This window comes from Xanthomonas citri pv. citri (genome assembly GCF_000961215.1).
GTDB lineage: Bacteria > Pseudomonadota > Gammaproteobacteria > Xanthomonadales > Xanthomonadaceae > Xanthomonas > Xanthomonas cissicola.
The window spans coordinates 4,762,590-4,782,714 of sequence record NZ_CP008998.1 but is presented as its reverse complement, the minus strand read 5'-3'; the positions used below and the strand labels follow the sequence as shown (position 1 = coordinate 4,782,714).

Annotated in this window: 9 protein-coding genes; 7 read left to right on the top strand and 2 right to left on the bottom strand. The window is 67.8% G+C overall.

What is annotated here, in order from left to right:
• Nucleotides 1-5: 5 nt before the first annotated feature.
• Genes AMD14_RS21050 through tssA form a run of 6 tightly spaced genes read left to right on the top strand, consistent with a single transcriptional unit; the run spans nt 6 to nt 14,797 of the window.
• Nucleotides 6-722, top strand: a complete 717-nt coding sequence (locus tag AMD14_RS21050) for a PP2C family protein-serine/threonine phosphatase (protein ID WP_003487360.1) — start codon at nt 6-8, stop codon at nt 720-722.
• 4 nt (nt 723-726) lie between these two features.
• Entirely contained in the window at nt 727-4,434 is a 3,708-nt protein-coding gene (locus AMD14_RS21045) for a bifunctional serine/threonine-protein kinase/formylglycine-generating enzyme family protein (protein WP_011052741.1), read from the top strand.
• Nucleotides 4,431-4,892, top strand: a complete 462-nt coding sequence (locus AMD14_RS21040) for a hypothetical protein (protein ID WP_011052740.1) — start codon at nt 4,431-4,433, stop codon at nt 4,890-4,892. Before AMD14_RS21045 ends, AMD14_RS21040 begins: the two co-directional genes overlap by 4 nt.
• Nucleotides 4,889-6,565 (top strand): ShlB/FhaC/HecB family hemolysin secretion/activation protein, encoded by a 1,677-nt coding sequence (locus AMD14_RS21035; RefSeq protein ID WP_040107696.1) that lies wholly within the window; start codon nt 4,889-4,891, stop codon nt 6,563-6,565. The genes AMD14_RS21040 and AMD14_RS21035 overlap by 4 nt, the downstream gene beginning before the upstream one ends.
• 11 nt (nt 6,566-6,576) lie before the next feature.
• Entirely contained in the window at nt 6,577-13,704 is a 7,128-nt protein-coding gene (locus AMD14_RS21030) for a two-partner secretion domain-containing protein (RefSeq protein WP_040107695.1), read from the top strand.
• Between the two features lie 49 nt (nt 13,705-13,753).
• Nucleotides 13,754-14,797, top strand: a complete 1,044-nt coding sequence (gene tssA / locus AMD14_RS21025; protein WP_011052737.1) for a type VI secretion system protein TssA — start codon at nt 13,754-13,756, stop codon at nt 14,795-14,797.
• 343 nt (nt 14,798-15,140) lie between these two features.
• On the opposite strand, the gene AMD14_RS21020 is transcribed toward tssA, so the two are convergent.
• The gene (locus AMD14_RS21020; protein WP_003487371.1) at nt 15,141-15,431 is read right to left on the bottom strand and encodes a DUF2782 domain-containing protein; all 291 of its coding nucleotides are present in this window, start codon (nt 15,429-15,431) and stop codon (nt 15,141-15,143) included.
• A gap of 76 nt (nt 15,432-15,507) precedes the next feature.
• Between AMD14_RS21020 and polA the strand changes: the two genes are divergently transcribed.
• Nucleotides 15,508-18,312, top strand: coding sequence for a DNA polymerase I (polA, locus tag AMD14_RS21015; protein ID WP_015463724.1), 2,805 nt, complete (start codon nt 15,508-15,510; stop codon nt 18,310-18,312).
• Nucleotides 18,313-19,167: 855 nt separating this feature from the next.
• On the opposite strand, the gene hemF is transcribed toward polA, so the two are convergent.
• Nucleotides 19,168-20,067 carry an oxygen-dependent coproporphyrinogen oxidase gene (hemF, locus tag AMD14_RS21010; protein ID WP_003487378.1) on the bottom strand — a complete coding sequence of 300 codons (900 nt, stop codon included), beginning with the start codon at nt 20,065-20,067 and terminating at the stop codon, nt 19,168-19,170.
• Nucleotides 20,068-20,125: the final 58 nt, after the last annotated feature.

Sequence of the window (20,125 nt, the reverse complement as noted above, 5' to 3'; positions counted from 1 at the left end):
ACCCGATGAACGCGCCCTACCAATCGGCCGGGCACACCGAAACCGGCAAGGTGCGCCGTCTCAACGAAGATGCCTTGCTGCTGCGCGAAGACGCCGGGCTGTGGGTGGTGGCCGATGGCCTGGGTGGCCACAGTGCCGGCGACTACGCCAGCCAGTTGCTGGTGCAGCGGCTGAGGGCGTTGGTGCGCCCGGCCGACCTGTGCGATTTCCTGGATGCCATCGACGACACCCTGGCGCAGATCAACCGCGAGCTGCTGCAGGTCGCGCGCGAGCGCCGCGTGGACATGATCGCCACCACCGTGGTGGTGCTGGTGCACGACCCGGATTTCATGCTGTGCGGCTGGGTCGGCGACAGCCGCATCTATGCGCAACACGGCGGCCCGCTGCGTCAGCTCACACGCGACCACGTGCATGGCGTGCGCGAGGACATCACCCAGTTTGGCGGTGCGCAGGCCAGTGCTGCGGCGGCCGGCGTGCTCACGCGCGCGGTCGGCGCGCAGGAGCCGCTGTTCGTCGATTGGGTGCTGACGCCGAGCCTGCCGGGCACGCAATTCCTGTTGTGCAGCGACGGCATCAATAAGGAAATCCCAGACCCGGAACTGGATGCCGAATGCCATCGCTTCGGCGATCCGCGCGCGCTGCTGGCGCGTCTGTTCGAGTTGGCGATGGGGAGGGCGGCACGCGACAACGTCACCGCCGTCGTCGTCCGCCTGCAGGAGTAAGTGCATGCACGAAGACACCGCCACCGTGACCGAACTGGTCACCGCCATGCGCCGCGGCGCACTCGACCTCAACGCGGTCCTGGCCGCGCTGGGCAGGCGCGCTGCAGTGCCGGAGGCCGAATACCGCGCCGGGGTGGAAACGCTGTGGACGCTGCAACGCCAGCACCTGCTCGACGATGCCACCGTGACCACCCTGGTGAGCCGGCTGGATGCGTTGCGCGATCGCGCGCCTGCGATTGCGCCTGCGCCTGCGCCATCGGCAGCGCAGGAGCCAACGCCCACGCCAACCGTGGTCGACGACGATGCCACGGTGGTGATGCCACGACCGGGCCCGGCGCGCATGGCCGAAAACGACATCACCCGCGTGCAACCGGCGCAGCTCGTGTCCGGTGATGCACCCAGCCTCACCAGCCTGGGGCTGGCCACGCACCCCAACCTCGGCACGCAGACCGGCACTGGCACTGGCACTGGCACGGCCGGTACCGCCAGCGTGTCCAGCTGGCAGCACCTGGCCGAAGCAGCCGGCGGCGATCATGCCGGTGTCGGCAGCCTGCTCAAGGGCCGCTTCCAGCTCGAACGCGAACTCGGCCGCGGCGGCATGGGCGTGGTGTATCTGGCGCGCGACGAACGCAAGGTGGAAGCGCGCGACCGCGACCCGTGGCTGGCGGTCAAAGTGCTCAGCGACGAATTCCGCCGCCATCCCGACGCACTGGTCGCATTGCAGCGCGAAGCACGCCGCTCGCAGAAACTGGCGCACGACAACATCGTGCGCGTGTACGACTTCGACAAGGATCGCACCCTGGTCTTCATGACCATGGAATACATCGACGGTTGCGATCTGAAAACGCTGATCCGCGAGCAGGCCTACAACGGCATGCCGCTCAAGCAGGCCTGGCCGCTGATCGATGGGATGGGCCGCGCGCTGATGCGCGCGCACGCGGCCGGCATCGTGCATTCGGATTTCAAGCCCGGCAACGTCATGGTCACCCGCGATGGCGTGGCCAAGGTGTTCGACTTCGGCATTGCGCGCGCCGGCAAACATGCGGCCGAGGTGGCGGGCGAACAAACCGTGTTCGATGCGGCAGCGCTGGGCGCATTGACGCCGGCCTATGCCAGCCTGGAAATGATTCGCGGCCAAGCGCCCACACCGGCCGACGATCTGTACGCGCTGGGCTGCGTGTGTTTCGAATTGCTGACCGGCAAGCACCCGTTCGACAAACTCAGCGCCGAAGTGGCGCTGCGCGAAGGCCGCCGCCCGCGGCCGGTGCCGGGCCTGACCCGTCGCCAGTACGCCACCTTGTGCGCGGCCGTAGCGTTCCCGGCTGCGCAGCGGCTCACGCGCGTGGACCAGTTGCTCGACGGCCTGCGCCAGGTGCCGCTGCGCGAGCGCGCGCTGCCATTGATCGGCTATGGTGCCACCGCACTCGCATTGGTGGGCGTGGGCGGGTGGGGCGCATCGCGTTATCTGCATCAACGCCATCTGGATGAGGTCATCGCGCGCTTCGGTGCGCAGGACCCGCAGCACTACCGCGACGAAACCCAGGCCATGCAGGCGCTGTCCAGCCTGAGCGCAGACGACCGCCGACGCGTGCTGATGGACCGCAGCGACCTCATCGAAGATTTCCTGCTGCGCCGCCTGGACGCGCTGTGGAATCCGGCCAACGGCCGCGACGATTACCGCGGCGCGTTGCAGGTGTTCGCCTTGCGCGACCGGCTGCGGCTGTATTCGCCCGCGCTGGATGCGCGCCGCCAGGCCATCGAACGCGAAAAGAACCAACGCCTCAACGCGCTCGACACCACGCTCAACCGCCAGCTCGATGCCGGGCTGTTGTTCCGCACCCAGCCCGACAACGCGCTGGCCACGCTCGACCAGGTGCGACGCATCGATCCGGGCAGCAGCCTGCTGCGCCATTCCGCGCTCGAAGTACGGCTGGACGCGGCCATCGCCGAGGCGGTGGCCGCCGGGCAACTCACCACCGCGCGGACCGAAGTAGAACAGGCGCGCGCAGCCTTCCCGGACTCGTTGCGCCTGCAGTTGCGCAGCGCCGAGGTCGGCGTGGCCGAGCAGCAAGTCAGACGTACACCGGTTGCCGCCACGCCGCGCGATGCCGACAGCGCACGCACGGCGTTGGCTGCCGATCTGGCAAACCCCAGTACCGACCCGGCCTGGCGCGCGCGCATCGACGCCGAACTGGCCGCACTGCCGGCGGCCGAGCGCAGCAGCCAGGGCAGCGCGCTGGCCGAGGCCATCAGCACGGCGGTCGCCGTACAAAGCGACCCCGCACAGCTGGCTGGCGCGCAGGCGCTGGTGGATTTCGGCCTGGGCCTGGCCCCGCGATCGGCCAGCCTGCTGGCCCAGCGCATGCGCCTGCAGACGCTGGAGCACCAGTTCGAACAAGCGCTGGCACGCGAAAGCGCCGAGGCCGAACTGGCCGCGCGGATCGAATCGCTGCGCCGCGCCGCCGCCGCCAACGATCTGGGCAAGACCCGCGACGCACTGGCGCGCATTCGCACACTGCAACCGGGCCATCCGCTGTTGCGCAGCGAAGGCCCGCAACTGCTCTCGCAGGTGTATCGCAATACCGCCGGCGATGCGTTCGCACAGGGGCGATACGCCCAGGCGGCCGACCTGCTGAGGCAAGGGTTGCAGACGCTCGGCCAGCGCGCCGAACTGCGCAGCGCGCAAACCCGTTATGCGGTGGCCGCCGCAGTGATGACTGCTGGCGCTCTGCCGCCCAGCGAACGCCAGCAACTCGCCGGGCGCCTGCAGACGCTCTATCGCACCGATGCCATCGCGCTGGCGCAATTGGAGGCGCAGATGAAGGCGGCCGGCCAATTGCCGGAAGGCTCGTTGTCGGCGCGTCTGCAACGCGCGCGCGCCGCCGATGCGCCGGCCGACGACAGCGTGCCGCCAGGCAGCGCCACCGGGACAGCTGCGCCTGCCGTCGGCGCAAAACCGGCGCGCGACAATTCCGCTGCCAGGCCTGCCGCCGCCACCCCAACCACTGCGCGCGACCCCGCCGCCGCTGCGGCATTGCCCGCCAACGTGGACGATGCCGACAGCCTGCCGCCGGTGCCCACCGGCCCGGATCCCTGCGCCGGCCTGGCCGGGCGTGGTGCGGCGTGCTTCGACACACTCGGGCAGACCCGCGCGCCGATGCTGGTGGTGATCCCGGCCATCGCCGGCGGCAAGCCGTATGCGTTGTCGCGCGGCGAAGTGGCGGTGGCCGATTTCAACCTGTTCTGCCAGGCCACCGGCCGCTGCACCGCCCAGGCCGCCGCCACCCCGGAACTGGCGCGCGCGCCGGTGCGCAACATCAGCCTGACCCTGGCGCAGGCCTATCTGCGCTGGCTCACCATCGGTAGCGGCGGCTGGCGTTACCGCCTGCCCAGCGATGCCGAATGGCTGCATGCCGCGCAGGCGGCCAGCAACTGGCGGCAGGCCGAAGACAGCAATTGCGTGCCGCCCAACGCCAGCGCTGGCGATGCTGCGCGCGCACCGGTGTCGGCGCGCGGACGCGATGCCAATCCCTGGGGCCTGATCAATCTCACGGGCAATGTCTGGGAGTGGGTGTCGACCGGAACAGGCCTGCAGGCGCGCGGCGGAAGTTTTTCCAGCTACTGGTCCGATTGCACGGTGCAGGCCAGCCGTGCCGACAACGGCTCGGCGCAACCGGACGTGGGCCTGCGCGTGCTGCGGGAGCTGCCATGAGCGCTACCCCGCCGTCGCCCACCGCTGCCGCTGCGCACCCGGCCAATGCGCAGCTGCAGGCGCTGGCGCTGGCCCATCAGCAGGGCCAACTCGACCGCGAGCAATACCGCGCACGCCGTCGGCGCGTGCTGGACGCCGCCCGGCAGACCCAAGGGGTGACCCTGCGCAACGCCTTGCCGAGTTCGTCTGATGCTCGGACGCGCCCGCTTTCGGGGTATCGGGTCACACGCAAACTGCGCAGTCAGGTGGTCGCAGTCTTCGTAATTGTGATGCTCATCGCAATAATCTTGCTAACATTGCATAAATGTACGTCAGGGTTTGATCGACGTTCAGCAAGTGGCGAGGTCAGACACGCCACCCGCTGTGCAGTGGCCACTTTGGCGCCTGTCTATGCAGCGGGACACGTCGGCCATGCGCAACAACGGATGGTCTCAGGGGAAATGGACGTATGCGTATGACGTGTCTGGCCGCGGCGGCGTCCGCGTGTCTTCAGCTGGCCGCACCCGCGTGGGCGCAATCGCCGACCGATGCCACGGCTGCTGCGCAGTCCGCAGCGGCGGTGCCGGCCATGAAGGACCGGACCGATGCGGTCACCCTGCAGGTGCGCGGCTTTCGCGTGCGCGATGTGGGCCACTACCCGGAGGCCGGCATCGACCCGCCCCGCATGCAGGCCGTGGCCGACGCTGCCTTCGCCGAGCTGGCCCAGGGCCAGCCGGTGGTGGCGTTGCGCTTCGACCAGCTCCAGGCGGTGGCCGATGCCATCACCCGCGCCTATCGCCAGGCCGGCTTCATCGTCAGCACGGCCTATCTGCCGGCGCAGACGCCGGGGCCCGATCAACTGATCGAGATCCGCGTGCTGGAAGGGCGCATCGGCCAGATCAGCGTGCAGGGCGCCGCACGCTACCGCGGCAACGCCTTGTCGGCACCGCTGCGCCAGCTGCAGGGCCGCCCGCTGCGCAAGCAGGACGTGGACGCCGCGCTGTTGTATGCGCGCGATCTGCCCGGGGTGTCGGTGTCGTCGGTATTGCAGCCCGGCCAGAAGGAAGGCGAGACCGACGTGGTGCTGGTCGCCAGCGAGGCCGCCCGCCCGTATGTGATCACCCTGGGCGGCAACAACTACGGCACCGAGCTGACCGGCCGCTATCGCGCCCAGGCCGGCATTACCTGGAATAGCCCGCTCGGCCTGGGCGACGTGTTCGCCGCCAACTACGCCTATTCGCTGGCGCCGCAGCAGAGCCAGATCGGCGCGCTGTCGTATGGCTTGCCGATCGGTAGCGTGTCCGGCCTGAGCGCGGTGATCGGCGCCAGCCGCAGCGAACTGGAAGTGCGCAACGGCGTGTTCGCCCGACTTGGCCTGAAGGGGCCGACCTCCATCGTCTACACCGGCGCCGACTGGAAATTCATCAACAGCCAAACGCTGCAGTTGCATGGCTCGGCGCGCTATCTGCGCGAGCAATCCAAGCTCAGTGCGCTGGGCATGCAGTTGTCCGACCAGCAGTTCGATGTCGCCGAACTGGGCCTGTCGTTGCGGCGCACCGATCTGCGCTGGCGCGGTGTGGATCTGCTGCAGGTGAGCGTGCGCCAATCCTTGCGCGACCGCTCGGCGCCGGTGGACCAGATCAGCCCCGGTCGCGACAGCTATTTCACCATCGCGCGGCTCGCCTACACGCGCCTGCAATACCTCACCCGTACGCAGCGGCTTTACTTCAAGTTCAACGGCCAATACAGCGACGATACGCTGACCCCGATGGAGCAGTTCGCTGTCGGTGGGCCGGACAGCGTGCGCGCCTATCCGGTCTCCGATGCATTGGGCGACCGCGGGTATTACACCGCGCTTGAATACCACATCGACGCCCCCGGCTTTGCCGACGCCGCATCGCCGTTCAATGGCCGGCCCTGGCGCGAATTGCTGGAGCTGGATGTCTTCGCCGACCACGCCCGCGTGTTCGCCGCCAATGGCCGCCTGACACCGGCCAGTTTCGATGCCGCCGGCGTGGGCCTGACCTTCCGCTTGCCGCAGTACGCCAATTTCGAATGGCGCATCAGCGCCGCGCTTCCGACCGGCGCGCGCAATGCCTCCGACGGACGCGACGACGCCCGCATCTACACGCGTTTCGGCTTCACTTTTTGAGGGATCTGCGCATGCACGCCACCATCCATCCCGCGACCTCGCCGCGCACGCTCCCGTTGCGTCATCGCCCGCTGGCCCTCGCGCTGGCAGCTGCGCTGATGGCCATGCCGGTCAGCGGCCTGGCCCAGGTGGCGGCCAACCAGCTGCCCACCGGCGGCAGCATCGTCGGCGGCACCGGCACCATCAACGCTGCCAGCGGCACGACCCGGGTTGTCGACCAGACCTCCTCGCGCATGGCGCTGACCTGGTCGGCGTTCGACATCGGCTCGGCCGCGACGATGACCTTCAACCAGCCAACGACCACCTCGGTGGTCCTCAACCTGGTGCAGGGGGGCAACCCCACACAGATCTTCGGCAACCTCACTGCCAACGGGCAGGTGTTCCTGCTCAACAGCAACGGCGTGCTGCTCGGAAGCACCGCCAACATCAATGTCGGTGGCCTGGTGGTCAGTACGCTGGGCACCAGCGTGTCCCAGTTCATGAACGGCAACTACGTCTTCGACGCCGGCGGCAATACCGTGGCGCTGGTCTCCAACAGCGGCACCATCAATGCGGCGGCCGGGTCGGCCACGCTGATCGGCGGCCGGGTCGCCAACAGCGGCACCATCACCGCCACCGCCGGCAACATCACCCTCGCCGGTGCCGACGCAGCCACGCTGACGTTCGAAAGCGGCGGCTTCGGCGTGCTGATCGACAAGCCGCTGCAGCTGAGTCTGGCCACCGAGGCGGTGGACAATTCCGGCACCCTGAGCGCGCCAGGCGGCGCGATCCAGCTGCAGGCGCGCGCGGCGCAAGGCATCTTCGATCGACTCATCAACAACAGCGGCACCATTCGTGCGTCGTCGCTGTCCACTGGTCCCGACGGCAGCGTGTCGCTGATCGCCTCCGGCGCTGGCAGCTTCGATGTCGCCGGCGGCGGCAGCATCGATGCCGGCACCGGGGCCATCACCCTGGGCACCGGCCGCGGCGTACAGCAGACCGGCATCTACACCGCCGGCAGCCTGGGTGGCTTTATCGGTGGCAGTGCCACCTTCAGCGGGGCCAACAAGATCGGCGGCCTCGGCAACCTGGACGTAGGCGGCAACCTCAGCCTGACCAACACGGTCGCGTTGTCCCAATCCGGTTCGCTGGCGGTGACGGGCACCAGCCAGTTCCTGCAGTCCGGCAGTGCGCTTTCGTTGACCAACGGCGGCAATACCTTCGGTGGCCTGTTGAGCGCCAGCGGCAACGGCATTGCCGTGAACGCGGCAGGCAATCTCTCGATCGGCACGTTGAACCTCGATAGCAACAGCGCGCTGTCGTTGAGCGCCAGTGGCGCTTTGACCTTGCCGACAACGGCGATCAACACCGGCAGCGCCAACCTCACCCTGGCCAGCGGCGGTGGCCTCACCACGCGCGCTGCGTTGGCCGGGAGGAACGTGGACCTCACCGGTCGCGGCGGCATCGCGCTGGCGCACGACGTCACTGCGACCGGCACGCTGAAATTGACCGCCACCAATGCTGCGATCACGCAAACCGCCGGCAGCGTGGCCGCCACCGGCACCAGCACCATCAATGCCGGAACCGGCGCCATCACGCTGGACGGTGCGAGCAACGACTTCCAGGGTGCGGTGGCGCTGACCGGCGGCAACACACGCATCAGCGACAGCGGCGCGCTGACCTTGGGTACGGTGAACAGCAACGATCTCACCGCCACCAGCAACGGCGCGTTGAACCTGGGCAGCGGCCGGGTGGGCGGCGCGTTGCTCGCCACCAGCAACAACGGCGCGATCACGCAGTCGGGAACCGATGGCTTGACCATCGTCGGCACCAGCGACCTCACGGCCGGCACCGGTGCGATCACGCTGAACAACAGTGGCAATACCTTTGGCGATCTGGTCAGCGCGACCGGGCGCGGTATCTCGTTGAACGCTGCCGGCACTCTGTCGATCGGCACCTTGAGCCTTGGCAACAACAGCGCACTGTCGCTGCGTGCCACCGGTGCATTGACCCTGCCGGCAGCGGCGATCAACACCGGCAGCGCCAACCTCACCCTGTCCAGCGGCGGCAGCCTCACCACGCGCGCCGCGTTGGCCGGCACGAACGTGGACCTCACCGGCACTGCCGGCATGACTCTGGGGCATGACGTCACTGCAAGCGGCACGCTGGCACTGACCACGACCGACAGCGCAATCACCCAGACCGGCGGCAGCGTGACCGCCACCGGCACCAGCACTATCAGTACCGGAACCGGCGTCATCGAACTGGACGAAGCGACCAACGATTTTCAGGGTGTGGTGACGCTGACCGGAGGCGACACCCGCATCGCCGACACTGGCGCGCTGACGCTGGGTGCGCTGAATACCGGCAACCTCATCGCCACGAGCAACGGTGCGTTGAACCTGGGCAGCGGCAGCGTTCGCGGCACGCTTGCTGCGAGCAGTGGCAATGGCGCCATCGGCCAGGCCGGCGGACTGATCGTCGATGCTACCGCCACCCTCAACGCCGGCAGCGGCGCCATTGCGCTGACCGATGGCAGCAACGATTTCCGTAGTGGCGTCAGCCTGACCGGCACCGGCATCGGCGTGGTCGATCGTGACGATCTGCGCGTCTCCTCGATCAGCAACGGCACCAATGGCGCCATCGCCCTGACCGCTGGTGGCGCACTCACGCTGCCCACGCAAAACCTCAGCACCGGCACTGGCGCGCTCAGCCTGATCGCCAATGGCGGTGCATTGAGCACGAATGGCAGTTTGAGCGGTGGCAACGTCAGCCTGAGCGCGCGCGATGGCGTGGTGCTCAATCACAACGTCACCGCCGGCGGCATCCTGGGCTTGACTGCCACCAACGCCGCGATCACCCAGAATGCGGGCGTGCTCGACGTCGGCGGTCTGGCCACCGTCGATGCCGGCAACGGCGCCATTTCGCTGACAGGCGATAACGATTTCAAGAACGGCATTGCACTGACCGGTCGCAATATCGCCGTGGTCGATGCGAACGACCTCAGCGTGGTCTCGCTCACCAACGGTGGTGCCGGCACCATCGCGCTCACCGCAGGCAACTCGCTCACGCTGCCTGGCAGCGGATTGACCAGCAGCGATGACCTGACGCTGCGCGCAGACAACGGCACGCTGACACTGGGCGGCGATCTCGTCGGCAATGCGGTCTCGCTGTTCAGCGCCAACGCACTGACGCTGGCGACCGGCATCGCCAGCAGCACGTTGTCGGTGTCCACCAGCAACGGCGCGATCAACCAGACCGCAGGCGCCTTGCGTATCGGTTCGACCTCCAGCGTCAACGCCGGCTCCGGCGCGATCGCGTTGGGCAGCGCCGGTAATCAGTTCGGCGGCGCAGTGAGCCTGACCGGCAACGGCGTGTCGATCCGCGACAGCGGCGCCTTGACGCTGGGCACGCTGAACACCGGCAGCCTCACCGCCACCAGCAACGGCGCATTGAGCCTGGGTAGCGGTCGCGTTGCCGGCACGCTTGCTGCGAGCAGCGGCAATGGCGCCATCGGCCAGGCCGGCGGACTGATCGTCGATGCTGCCGCCACCCTCAATGCCGGCAGCGGCGCCATCACGCTGACCGATGGCAGCAACGATTTCCAGGGCGCCATGCGCCTGACCGGTGCCGGCATCGCGGTGCGCGACAGCAACGATCTCACGTTCTCGGCGTTGACCAGCAACAACGGCGGCACGATCGCGCTGACCGCGGGCGGCAATCTGGCCCTGCCAGGCACGACGTTGAACAACGGCAGCGGCAACATCGATCTGATCGCCAACCACCTGAGCCTGTCGGCAGCGTTGCTTGGCGACGAAGTGAGCCTGCGCGCCAACAGCGGCTTGACCTTGGGCCAGACCATCACCGCGCGCACATTGTCGCTTGCAAGCAGCAATGCCGCGATTACGCAAAGCGGCGGCGCACTGCTGGTCAGCGGCGCCACCACGGTCGATGCAGGCACGGGTGCGATTTCGTTGCTGCAAGCCGGCAATAACTTCGACAGCGTGCGCCTGATCGGCAACGGCATTGGCGTGACCGACGGCGACAACCTCAGCCTCGCCGCACTGACCAGCACCGGCAATGGCGCGGTCGTCGTGACGGCCGGTGGTACCTTGAGCCTGCCGTCGCAGGCTATCGCGGTCGGCAACAGCAACCTGACCCTGTCATCGAACGGCGGCGCACTGAGCACGGCCGCAGACCTGGGTGGCAACGACGTGACGCTGTTCGGACGCGACGGCCTGACGCTCGGCCACACCGTCACTGCCAACACGCTCGCCCTGCGCAGCACCAATGCCGCCATCGCGCAGAACGCCGGCGCACTCGCCATGGTGGGTGCCAGCACCGTCGATGCCGGTAGCGCCAGCATCGCGCTCAACGGTGGCAGCAACCGCTTTGGCGCTGGCATCAGTCTCACCGGCACCGGCATCGCAGTGGCCGATAGCGGCAACCTCACCATCAATGCCTTGAATGCCGGCGCCAACGGCACCATCGCGTTGACCGCCGGCGGCGCACTGAATCTGTCCGCGCAGAACCTGGACACCGGTACCGCCGATCTTGCCCTGATCGCCAACGGCGGCAGCATGAGCACCGGCGGCGACTTACGCGGCCGTAACGTGACCCTGTCCGCACGCGACGGTCTCACCATCGGCCACGCCATCACCACCACCGACGCGCTATCGCTGAGCAGCAACAACACCGCGATCACGCAGACCGCCGCGGCACTCAACGTTGGCACCACCACCACCGTTAATGCAGGCAGTGGCGACGTCACGCTCAACATCGCGGGCAACACCTTCGACGGCGTGGTCAATCTCACGGCAGGCGATGTGCAGATCGCCGGCAACGCACTCGGTTTCGGCACGCTGTCCACCAATGCACTCACCGCCAACAGCAGTGGCGCATTGAATCTCGGTCGCGGTGTGGTGCGTGGCGCGTTGAACGGCACCAGCGGCAATGCAGCGATCACCCAGAGCGGCGGGTTGTCGGTCGGCGGTGCATCCACGTTGAATGCCGGCAGCGGCGACATCGCCTTGACCGATGCCAACAACGACTTCGTCGGCGCGGTTGCGCTCACCGGCAATGCCATCGCCGTGCAGGATCGCAACGACCTCAGCATCGCTGCGGTGCGCAGCGGTGCCAACGCGGCGATCGCGCTGGTCGCGGGCGGTGACTTGAACCTGCCGGCCAGCCAGATCGACGCCGGCACCGGCGCGCTGACGCTGACAGCCAACGGCGGCACCTTGCGCACTGCCGGCGCGTTGCGCGGTGGCACGGTGCAATTGACCGGCGCCAGCGGCATCGCGCTGAGCAACACGGTCACGGCAAGCAACGCGCTGCGCTTGAACAGCAACAACGCCGCCATCACCCAGACCGGCGGCGCATTGCTGGTCGCAGGCGACACCGCGGTCGATGCCGGCGGCGGCGCCATTGCCCTGGAGGCGGCGGGCAACGACTTCCAGGGCGTGCTCGCCCTGACCGGCGGTGCAAGCAGCGTGCGCGATGCCAATGCCTTGACCCTGGGCACGCTCAACACCGGCGACCTGCAGGTCCGCAACAGCGGTGCGCTGAATCTGGGCGTTGGCCTGGTCAATGGCGATCTGGATGCGGCCAGCAACGGCGGCGCCGTCACCCAGAGCGGTGCCGTGACCGTTACCGGCAGCGCCCGCATCGATAGCGGTGGCGCCGCCATTGCATTGACCGATGCCGGCAACGATTTCCAGGCGGCGGTGAGCCTGAGCGGCGGCACGGCCAGCGTGCGCGATCGCAATGCGCTGGTCCTGGGCAACCTGGATGTCGATGCACTGGAGGTCGCCAGCGGCGCCGGCCTGGATCTGGGCCGGGGGCGGATCGGCGGTGCGCTGGTGGCACGCAGCGGGAGTGCAGCAACGGCCAACGCCAGCACGGTCGTTGCCCAGGCGATCGCCGTGCCTGCGGCCACCGCTGCCGGCATCGCCCAGCAAGGCGCATTGACGGTGGTCGGCAGCAGCCTGCTCGATGCCGGCACCGGCGCGATCGTGCTGGATGCGGCCGATAACGACTTCCAGGGCACGGTGCAGGCGCGCGGCAGCAGCATCGCCCTTGTCGATCGCAACGACCTGGCGGCGACTGCGCAAGCCAGCGATGCCCTGCGTCTGCAGGCCGGTGGTCAGCTCGCTACCGCCGGCATGCTCAGCGCCAACGCCATCGCCCTGCGCGGCGGCACCGGCGTGGTCCTCGGTCACGACATTGGAGGCGCCAGCGTGGCCTTGAGCAGCGGCGGGGCGATCACCCAGGACGCCGGCAACCTGCGCGCCGGTCAGCTCAGCGGCAGCGCCGCCGGGGCGGTCGCGCTCACCGGCAGCGGCAACGCCATCGATGTGCTCGGTGACTTCAGCGCGCAGGGCCTGGATGTGCTCAGCAACCGCACATTGCTGGTCAGCGGCCGCGTCGCCGGCGGCCCCTCGCTGCGCCTGCGCAGCGGCGGCGAATTGCAGCTGAGCGGCCAGCTCGGCGGTGCCACCAGCTGGTTGCAGGCTGTCGCCGGCATCGGCCAGCGCGCCGGCAGTTCGATCACCGCCGGCCTGCTCAGCGGTAGCGCAGGCGGGCCAGTGGCGCTGGGCGATGCGGCCGGCTTCATCGATAACCGTGTCGTACGCCTGGGCGACTTCGTCGCCAGCAACGGCTTCAGCTTCACCAACGGCGGCGACCTGCTGCTGGTGCTGGCCAATGGCAGCAGCTACAGCGTGGATGCCGGCAACAGCGCGATGTTCCTGTCGGTACGCGGCAATCTGTTCCAGGACGGCCGCGCGCCGTTGCGCAACGGCACCGGCACCTTTGCCGCCACCGGCCAGATCGGTACGCAGCAGAACCCGATCTATGTAACCGGCACCGGCACCCAGACCGTGGCGGCGATCGGCGCGCCGCCGGCGTATTTCAACGCCACGGCGGTCGATGGCAGCCTGCTCGATCTGGCCGGCGCCTCCGGCTTCAATGTGCCGGCCTCGGCGTTTGCGGGCCGTGCGCAGAGTTCGGCCAGCCGCACCGTGGCCTTCGTGGACCTGTCGGCCGGCGGTACCCCGTACCGCGCCTTCGGCCTGGTCCGCCCCGGCCTGCGTCTGCCCGACGACCAGCAGCCGGCCTGCGATGCCGGCGATCCGGACGCAGTCTGCAGCCCCAAGTGATCTGCCTGCCGCCGCTTACCGCGGCGGCTCCCCCGATGGAGGCCGTGCCATGCAAGACGACAGTTCCCTGGAGACCCTGCTGGCGCCGCTCGGCGACGACGCCCCGGCCGGACCGGATCTGGAATACGACCCGGAGTTCCTGCGCCTGGAGCGCGAATCGGCGGTCCGCGCCGAGCGCGCGCTGGGCGAGAGCGTCATCGCCGCCGAAGAACCGGACTGGGACAAGGTACAGGCGCTGGCGCTGGACCTGTGCCGGCGTAGCCGCGACTTGCGCGTGGCCGGCAGGCTCGGCGCCGCCTGGCTGCGCCTGCGCGGCCTGCCGGGCTGGGCCGACGCGCTGGCGTTGATCCATGGCCTGCTTGAGCGCCATTGGGACAGCGTGCATCCGCAACTGGATGCCGACGACGACAACGACCCGACCTCGCGCATCAATGCGCTGGTCGGTCTTAGCGACCCGATGGGCCTGCTCGGCGCGCTGCGCGCCACCGCGTTCGTGCAGTCGCCGCGGCTGGGCCGCTTCAGCCTGCGCGATCTACGCGTGGCCAATGGCAGCATCAAGCTGCCCGACGGCCAGAGCGGCCCCAGCCTGGCCGAAATCGAAGCCTGCTGCCAGGACTGCACGCCGGAAACGCTGGCCACCTCCGCCCAGGCCATTACCGAAGCGCTGCGGCAGGCGCGCGCGATCGATGCGCTGCTGAGCGAACGTGTCGGCACCGCCGCCCCTGACTTGCGCCCGCTACTGACCGACCTGCGCGATCTGGAGCGCTTCGTGCTGCCGCACTGGCAAGCGCGGCAGGGCATCTCGGCGATCGCCGAAGACGGCGAGCAGGCTGCCGGCGAAGGCCACGCCGTCGCCATGGCAACCAACGCCACGTGCCGCAACGACGAGATCGCCGGCCCCGATGATGTGAAGCGGCGGCTGGAAGAGATCTGCGCCTATTACGCCCGGCACGAACCGTCCAGCCCGGTGCCGATGCTGCTGCGCCGCGCGCAACGCCTGGTCGGCGCCGATTTCCTGGCCCTGATGAAGGAGCTGGCCCCGGCCGGCATCGACGAACTGCAACGCGTCACCGGCCCGCTGGAAGACAGCTAAAGCTGCGCAAGCGCCCGGCAGGCCGAGCAAGCTGGCCAACTGGTGCACCGGACCGGGCGCAGAAAGCCGAGCGGTGCGCCCAGCCAACTGGAAAAACGCTGAGCCACGCGCCCAGCCGTGCCGTCACCGCAAAGCAGCAGAACTGGCGGCGCACGACGCCGGCATGCGAAGAACTGTACCCAGGCCTCAGTCAGCCATCTCTACAAGCAACGCCGCAACGCACCTAACCCACCAAACCAGAGATCAAAAACAAAGCCACGGAACGTCTCCGACCCGCGGCCCCTGCTTTACGAATCCCCAATCCCCAATCCCCAATCCCCAATCCCCAATCCCCAATCCCCAATCACCAGCTATAAAGCTGCCAATACACCTTGTTGACCTTGTCCCTTTCCGCGTCGGTATGCCCGTCGTGGTCGCGGTCGTACAGGAAGTAGGGCGCCCCACGCGCCGGCGTCACCCGCACCATTTCCAGCTGACCGTTGACGCGGTATTCGTCGACCTTGTCGCCGTTGCCCATGGTCTTGCTGGTGACATCGGCGCCAGCCGGGATATCGCCACCGGCGCGGTCGCCGCCGCTGGTGGCACAGCCGCCGAGCAGCAGGAACGGCAGCAGCAAAAGACGTGCTTTGTTCATTGTCGTTATCCGTATTGAGCGTCGGCAAGTATGCGCTGGCGCGGTGTGCCCTGGGCGTGCAGCGTAGAATTGGGTCATGAGCAGATTAGTCCTGATCGACGGGTCCAGTTACCTGTATCGCGCGTTCCACGCGCTTCCGCCGCTGACCAATGCGCAGGGCGAGCCCACCGGCGCCTTGTTCGGCGTGGTCAACATGCTGCGCGCCACCTTGAAGGAGCGCCCGGCCTACATCGCCTTCGTGGTGGATGCGCCCGGTAAAACCTTCCGTGATGACTTGTATGCCGACTACAAGGCCAACCGGCCGTCGATGCCCGACGACCTGCGCGCGCAGGTGCAGCCGATGTGCGACATCGTGCATGCGCTGGGCATCGACATCCTGCGTATCGACGGCGTGGAAGCCGACGATGTGATCGGCACGCTGGCGCTGCAGGGCGCCGCCGATGGCCTGGCCGTCACCATCTCCACCGGCGACAAGGACTTCGCCCAGCTGGTGCGCCCGGGCATCGAACTGGTCAACACCATGAGCGGCAGCCGCATGGATTCGGACGCGGCGGTGATCGCCAAGTTCGGCGTGCGGCCGGAGCAGATCGTGGACCTGCTGGCGCTGATGGGCGACACCGTCGACAACGTGCCCGGCGTGGAAAAGTGCGGCCCCAAGACCGCCGCCAAATGGCTGGCCGAATACGACTCGCTCGATGGCGTCATCGCCAATGCCGACAAGATCAAGGGCAAGATCGGCGACAACTTGCGCGCCGCGTTGCCACGGCTGCCGCTCAACCGCACGCTGGTCACCATCAAGACCGATGTCACCCTGGCCAGCGGCCCGCGCGCGCTGGACCTGCGCGAGCCCAATGCCGAGGCGCTGGCGGTGCTGTATGCCCGCTACGGTTTCACCCAGGCGCTGCGCGAACTGGGTGGTGCGGCCGCTGCCCAGGCGGGCCTGCTGGCCGAGCCGGTGGCGCTGGGCGCTGCTGCTGCCACTGCGCGCACCGAGCCGGGCCGCGCGCGCGGCACCGGCTTCGTCTCCGGCCCCGTCAACGCAGCGGTGGATCTGGATCCGTCGCTGTCGGCGCCCGGCCAGTACGACACCATCCTGACCCAGGAGCAGCTCGACAGCTGGATCGCGCGGCTGCGTGCCGCCGGGCAGTTCGCCTTCGATACCGAAACCGACAGCCTGGACCCGCTGCAAGCCGATTTGATCGGCCTGAGCGTGGCCGCCGAGCCTGGCCAGGCGGCGTACCTGCCGTTCGGCCACAACTTTCCCGGCGTCCCGGTTCAACTCGACCGCACCCAGGCGTTGGCGCAGCTGGCGCCGCTGCTCACCGACCCGGCCGTGCGCAAGCTCGGCCAGCACGGCAAGTACGACCTGCACGTGATGCGCCGGCATGGCGTGGAACTGGCCGGCTACGCCGACGACACCTTGCTGGAGAGCTTCGTGCTCAATTCCGGCAGCGCCCGCCACGACATGGATAGCCTGGCCAAGCGCTATCTCGGCTACGACACCGTCAAGTACGAAGACGTCTGCGGCAAGGGCGCCAAGCAGATCCCGTTCGCCCAGATCAGCCTGGAAGACGCCACCCGCTATGCCGCAGAAGACGCCGACATCACCTTGCGCCTGCATCGCGTGCTCGGCCCCCGCCTGGCCAGCGAACCGGGCCTGGAGCGCGTCTACCGCGACATCGAAATGCCGCTGGTGGACGTGCTGGCCCGCATCGAGGCCAACGGTGTGTGCGTGGATGCGGCCGAACTGCGCCGCCAGAGCGCGGACCTGTCCAAGCGCATGCTCGCCGCCCAGCAGAAAGCCACCGAGCTGGCCGGGCGCACCTTCAACCTGGATTCGCCCAAGCAGCTGCAGGCCCTGCTGTTCGACGAGCTCAAGCTCCCTGCCGTGGTCAAGACGCCCAAGGGCCAGCCCTCGACCAACGAAGAGGCGCTGGAAGCCATCGCCGACCAGCACGAGCTGCCGCGGGTCATCCTGGAATACCGTGGCCTGACCAAGCTGCGCAGCACCTACACCGACAAGCTGCCGGAGATGATCCACCCGCAGTCCGGGCGCGTGCACACCAGCTACCACCAGGCCGGTGCCGCCACCGGGCGGCTGTCCTCCTCGGATCCGAACCTGCAGAACATCCCGATCCGCACCGAAGACGGCCGCCGCATTCGCCGCGCCTTCGTCGCACCGCCCGGACGCAAGCTGATCGCCTGCGACTATTCGCAGATCGAACTGCGCATCATGGCGCACCTGTCCGGCGACCCCGGGCTGGTGGGTGCGTTCGAGTCCGGCGCCGACGTGCATCGCGCCACGGCCGCCGAAGTCTTCGGCCGCACCATCGACACCGTCAGCGCTGACGAACGCCGCGCTGCCAAGGCGATCAACTTCGGCCTGATGTATGGCATGAGCGCCTTTGGCCTGGCCCGCCAGCTCGGTATCGGCCGCGGCGAGGCGCAGGATTACATTGCGCTGTACTTCAGCCGTTACCCGGGCGTGCGCGACTTCATGGAAACCACCCGCCAGCAGGCGCGCGACAAGGGCTATGTGGAAACCGTGTTCGGCCGTCGGCTGTACCTGGATTTCATCAATGCCGGCAGCCAGGGCCAGCGTGCCGGTGCCGAGCGCGCCGCCATCAACGCGCCGATGCAGGGCACCGCTGCGGACATCATCAAGCGCGCGATGGTCAAGGTGGATGGCTGGATCGCCGACCACGCGCAACGCGCGAAGATGATTTTGCAGGTGCACGACGAACTGGTGTTCGAAGCCGATATCGATTTCGTCGACACGCTGCTGAGCGAGGTCACCACGCGCATGGCGGGCGCTGCTGAATTACGCGTGCCGCTGGTGGTCGATTCGGGCGTTGGCGATAATTGGGACCAAGCGCATTGATGCGGCGAATGGCAGCGATATGCTGAATACGCAGATCAGCAATAATCCGTTCCAAACATAATGTGAATTCAGCTGAGTTAATGGAATGAATACCCCCTAAATTCTACATTTTTTTAACAGTCATCTTCACGATCCATCAATGTGGAAAATGTTGTTATATCCCTCGACGGGCGCAATGCCTGTCGGCAGATCTCTCCCATCCCCTGGAGCAGATCTCGGAGCGGAAACTCCTCCCCAAGTTTCCGTTCCCTGGCCCCGCCGACCTCCCCCTGGTCTGCGGGGCTTTTTTATTTGTGTCTTCCCAATGATGCCGCAAGCACTGCAGGGTCGGTTGCGATGCGGTGTGCCTCGGCGTGCGCAGCGCGCGGCATGTAGCGACATGGTCAGAGGTCCCGCGGAGGCGACGCATTGGCTTGCGCCAGGCGCCACTGCAGGCTGCGTTGCAGGAAAAATGCCATTCAATTGGCCGCGCGCGGCGATGTAGAGGTCATGCTGCGCCGGCGGTATGGTGACCCTCTCAGGCATTCAGACTTATGGGTCGTGCCACCGCGCGCATTCAGCTATCGGCTTATCGTTGTTGCGTTGCACACGCTAGCCCTGCGCGCTTGCCGGACACGCTCCCGATGCCGGCGATGGTTGGCGAGTTTCATCCTGCTAGGGAGCGGGGCGCCTTGCGTTGCGCGATCCGCGCCTTTGCGGCGCTGTCGCCGGCGGCGTGGCGCACCGATGACGCACAGTCGATCGAGCCGTCAGCAAGTAGCGCACTTGCTCGCGACGCGCGCTGGAACGTATCGGCCACGACCACAGCCTGCATGGAGGTCCGCTAGGACGACACGCCTTACGGCGGCGTCTTCATCAACCCAGCCAGTCCCGTGGGATGAGGTAATCGGCCAGGCGCGCTTCCGCGCTGCCTGGCTCCGGCGTAAAGCCGTACTCCCAGCGCACCCGCGGCGGCAGACTCATCAGGATGCTCTCGGCGCGCCCACCGCTTTGCAGACCGAACAGGGTGCCGCGGTCGTAGACCAGATTGAATTCCACGTAGCGCCCCCGACGGTACAGCTGAAACTCGCGTTCGCGCTCGCCATAGGGTGTGTCCTTGCGACGCTGCACGATGGGTATGTAGGCATCCAGAAAGCCATCGCCCACTGCGCGCTGGTAGGCAAAGTCGCGCTCGAAGTCCTGACCCAGATCGTCGAAGAACAGCCCGCCCACGCCACGCGTTTCGTTGCGGTGGCGCAGGAAAAAATATTCGTCGCACCAACGCTTGTGCGCGGCATAGCGCTCTTGTCCAAACGGCACGCACAGCGCCTGCGCAACGCGGTGCCAGTGCTGCACGTCTTCATCGAAGGGATAGAACGGGGTCAGGTCGAAGCCACCGCCAAACCAGGCTGCCACCACCTCGCCATCGCGCTCGGCGCGGAAGTAACGCACGTTCATGTGCGTGGTCGGGATATACGGATTGTGCGGATGAAACACCAGCGAGACGCCGCATGCACGCCAGGTCGCACCGGCAAGCTCGGGCCGGTGCGCACTGGCCGACGGCGGCAGGCGCGTACCGGACACATCCGAAAAACCGATGCCGGCCTGCTCGAACACCGCGCCGTCGCGCAGGATGCGGGTCCGGCCACCGCCGCCTTCTTCGCGCTTCCAAAGATCCTCGGCGAAGCGTGCCTTGCCGTCGGCAGCTTCCACAGCGGCGCAGATCCGGTCCTGCAGGTCGGTCAGATAATCGCGTACACGGTCGAATTCGTTCATGTCCCAATTCTAAGCCGTGCACTCCGCGTGGTGCATCCCGCGCAAGCGCGCCCGTTTG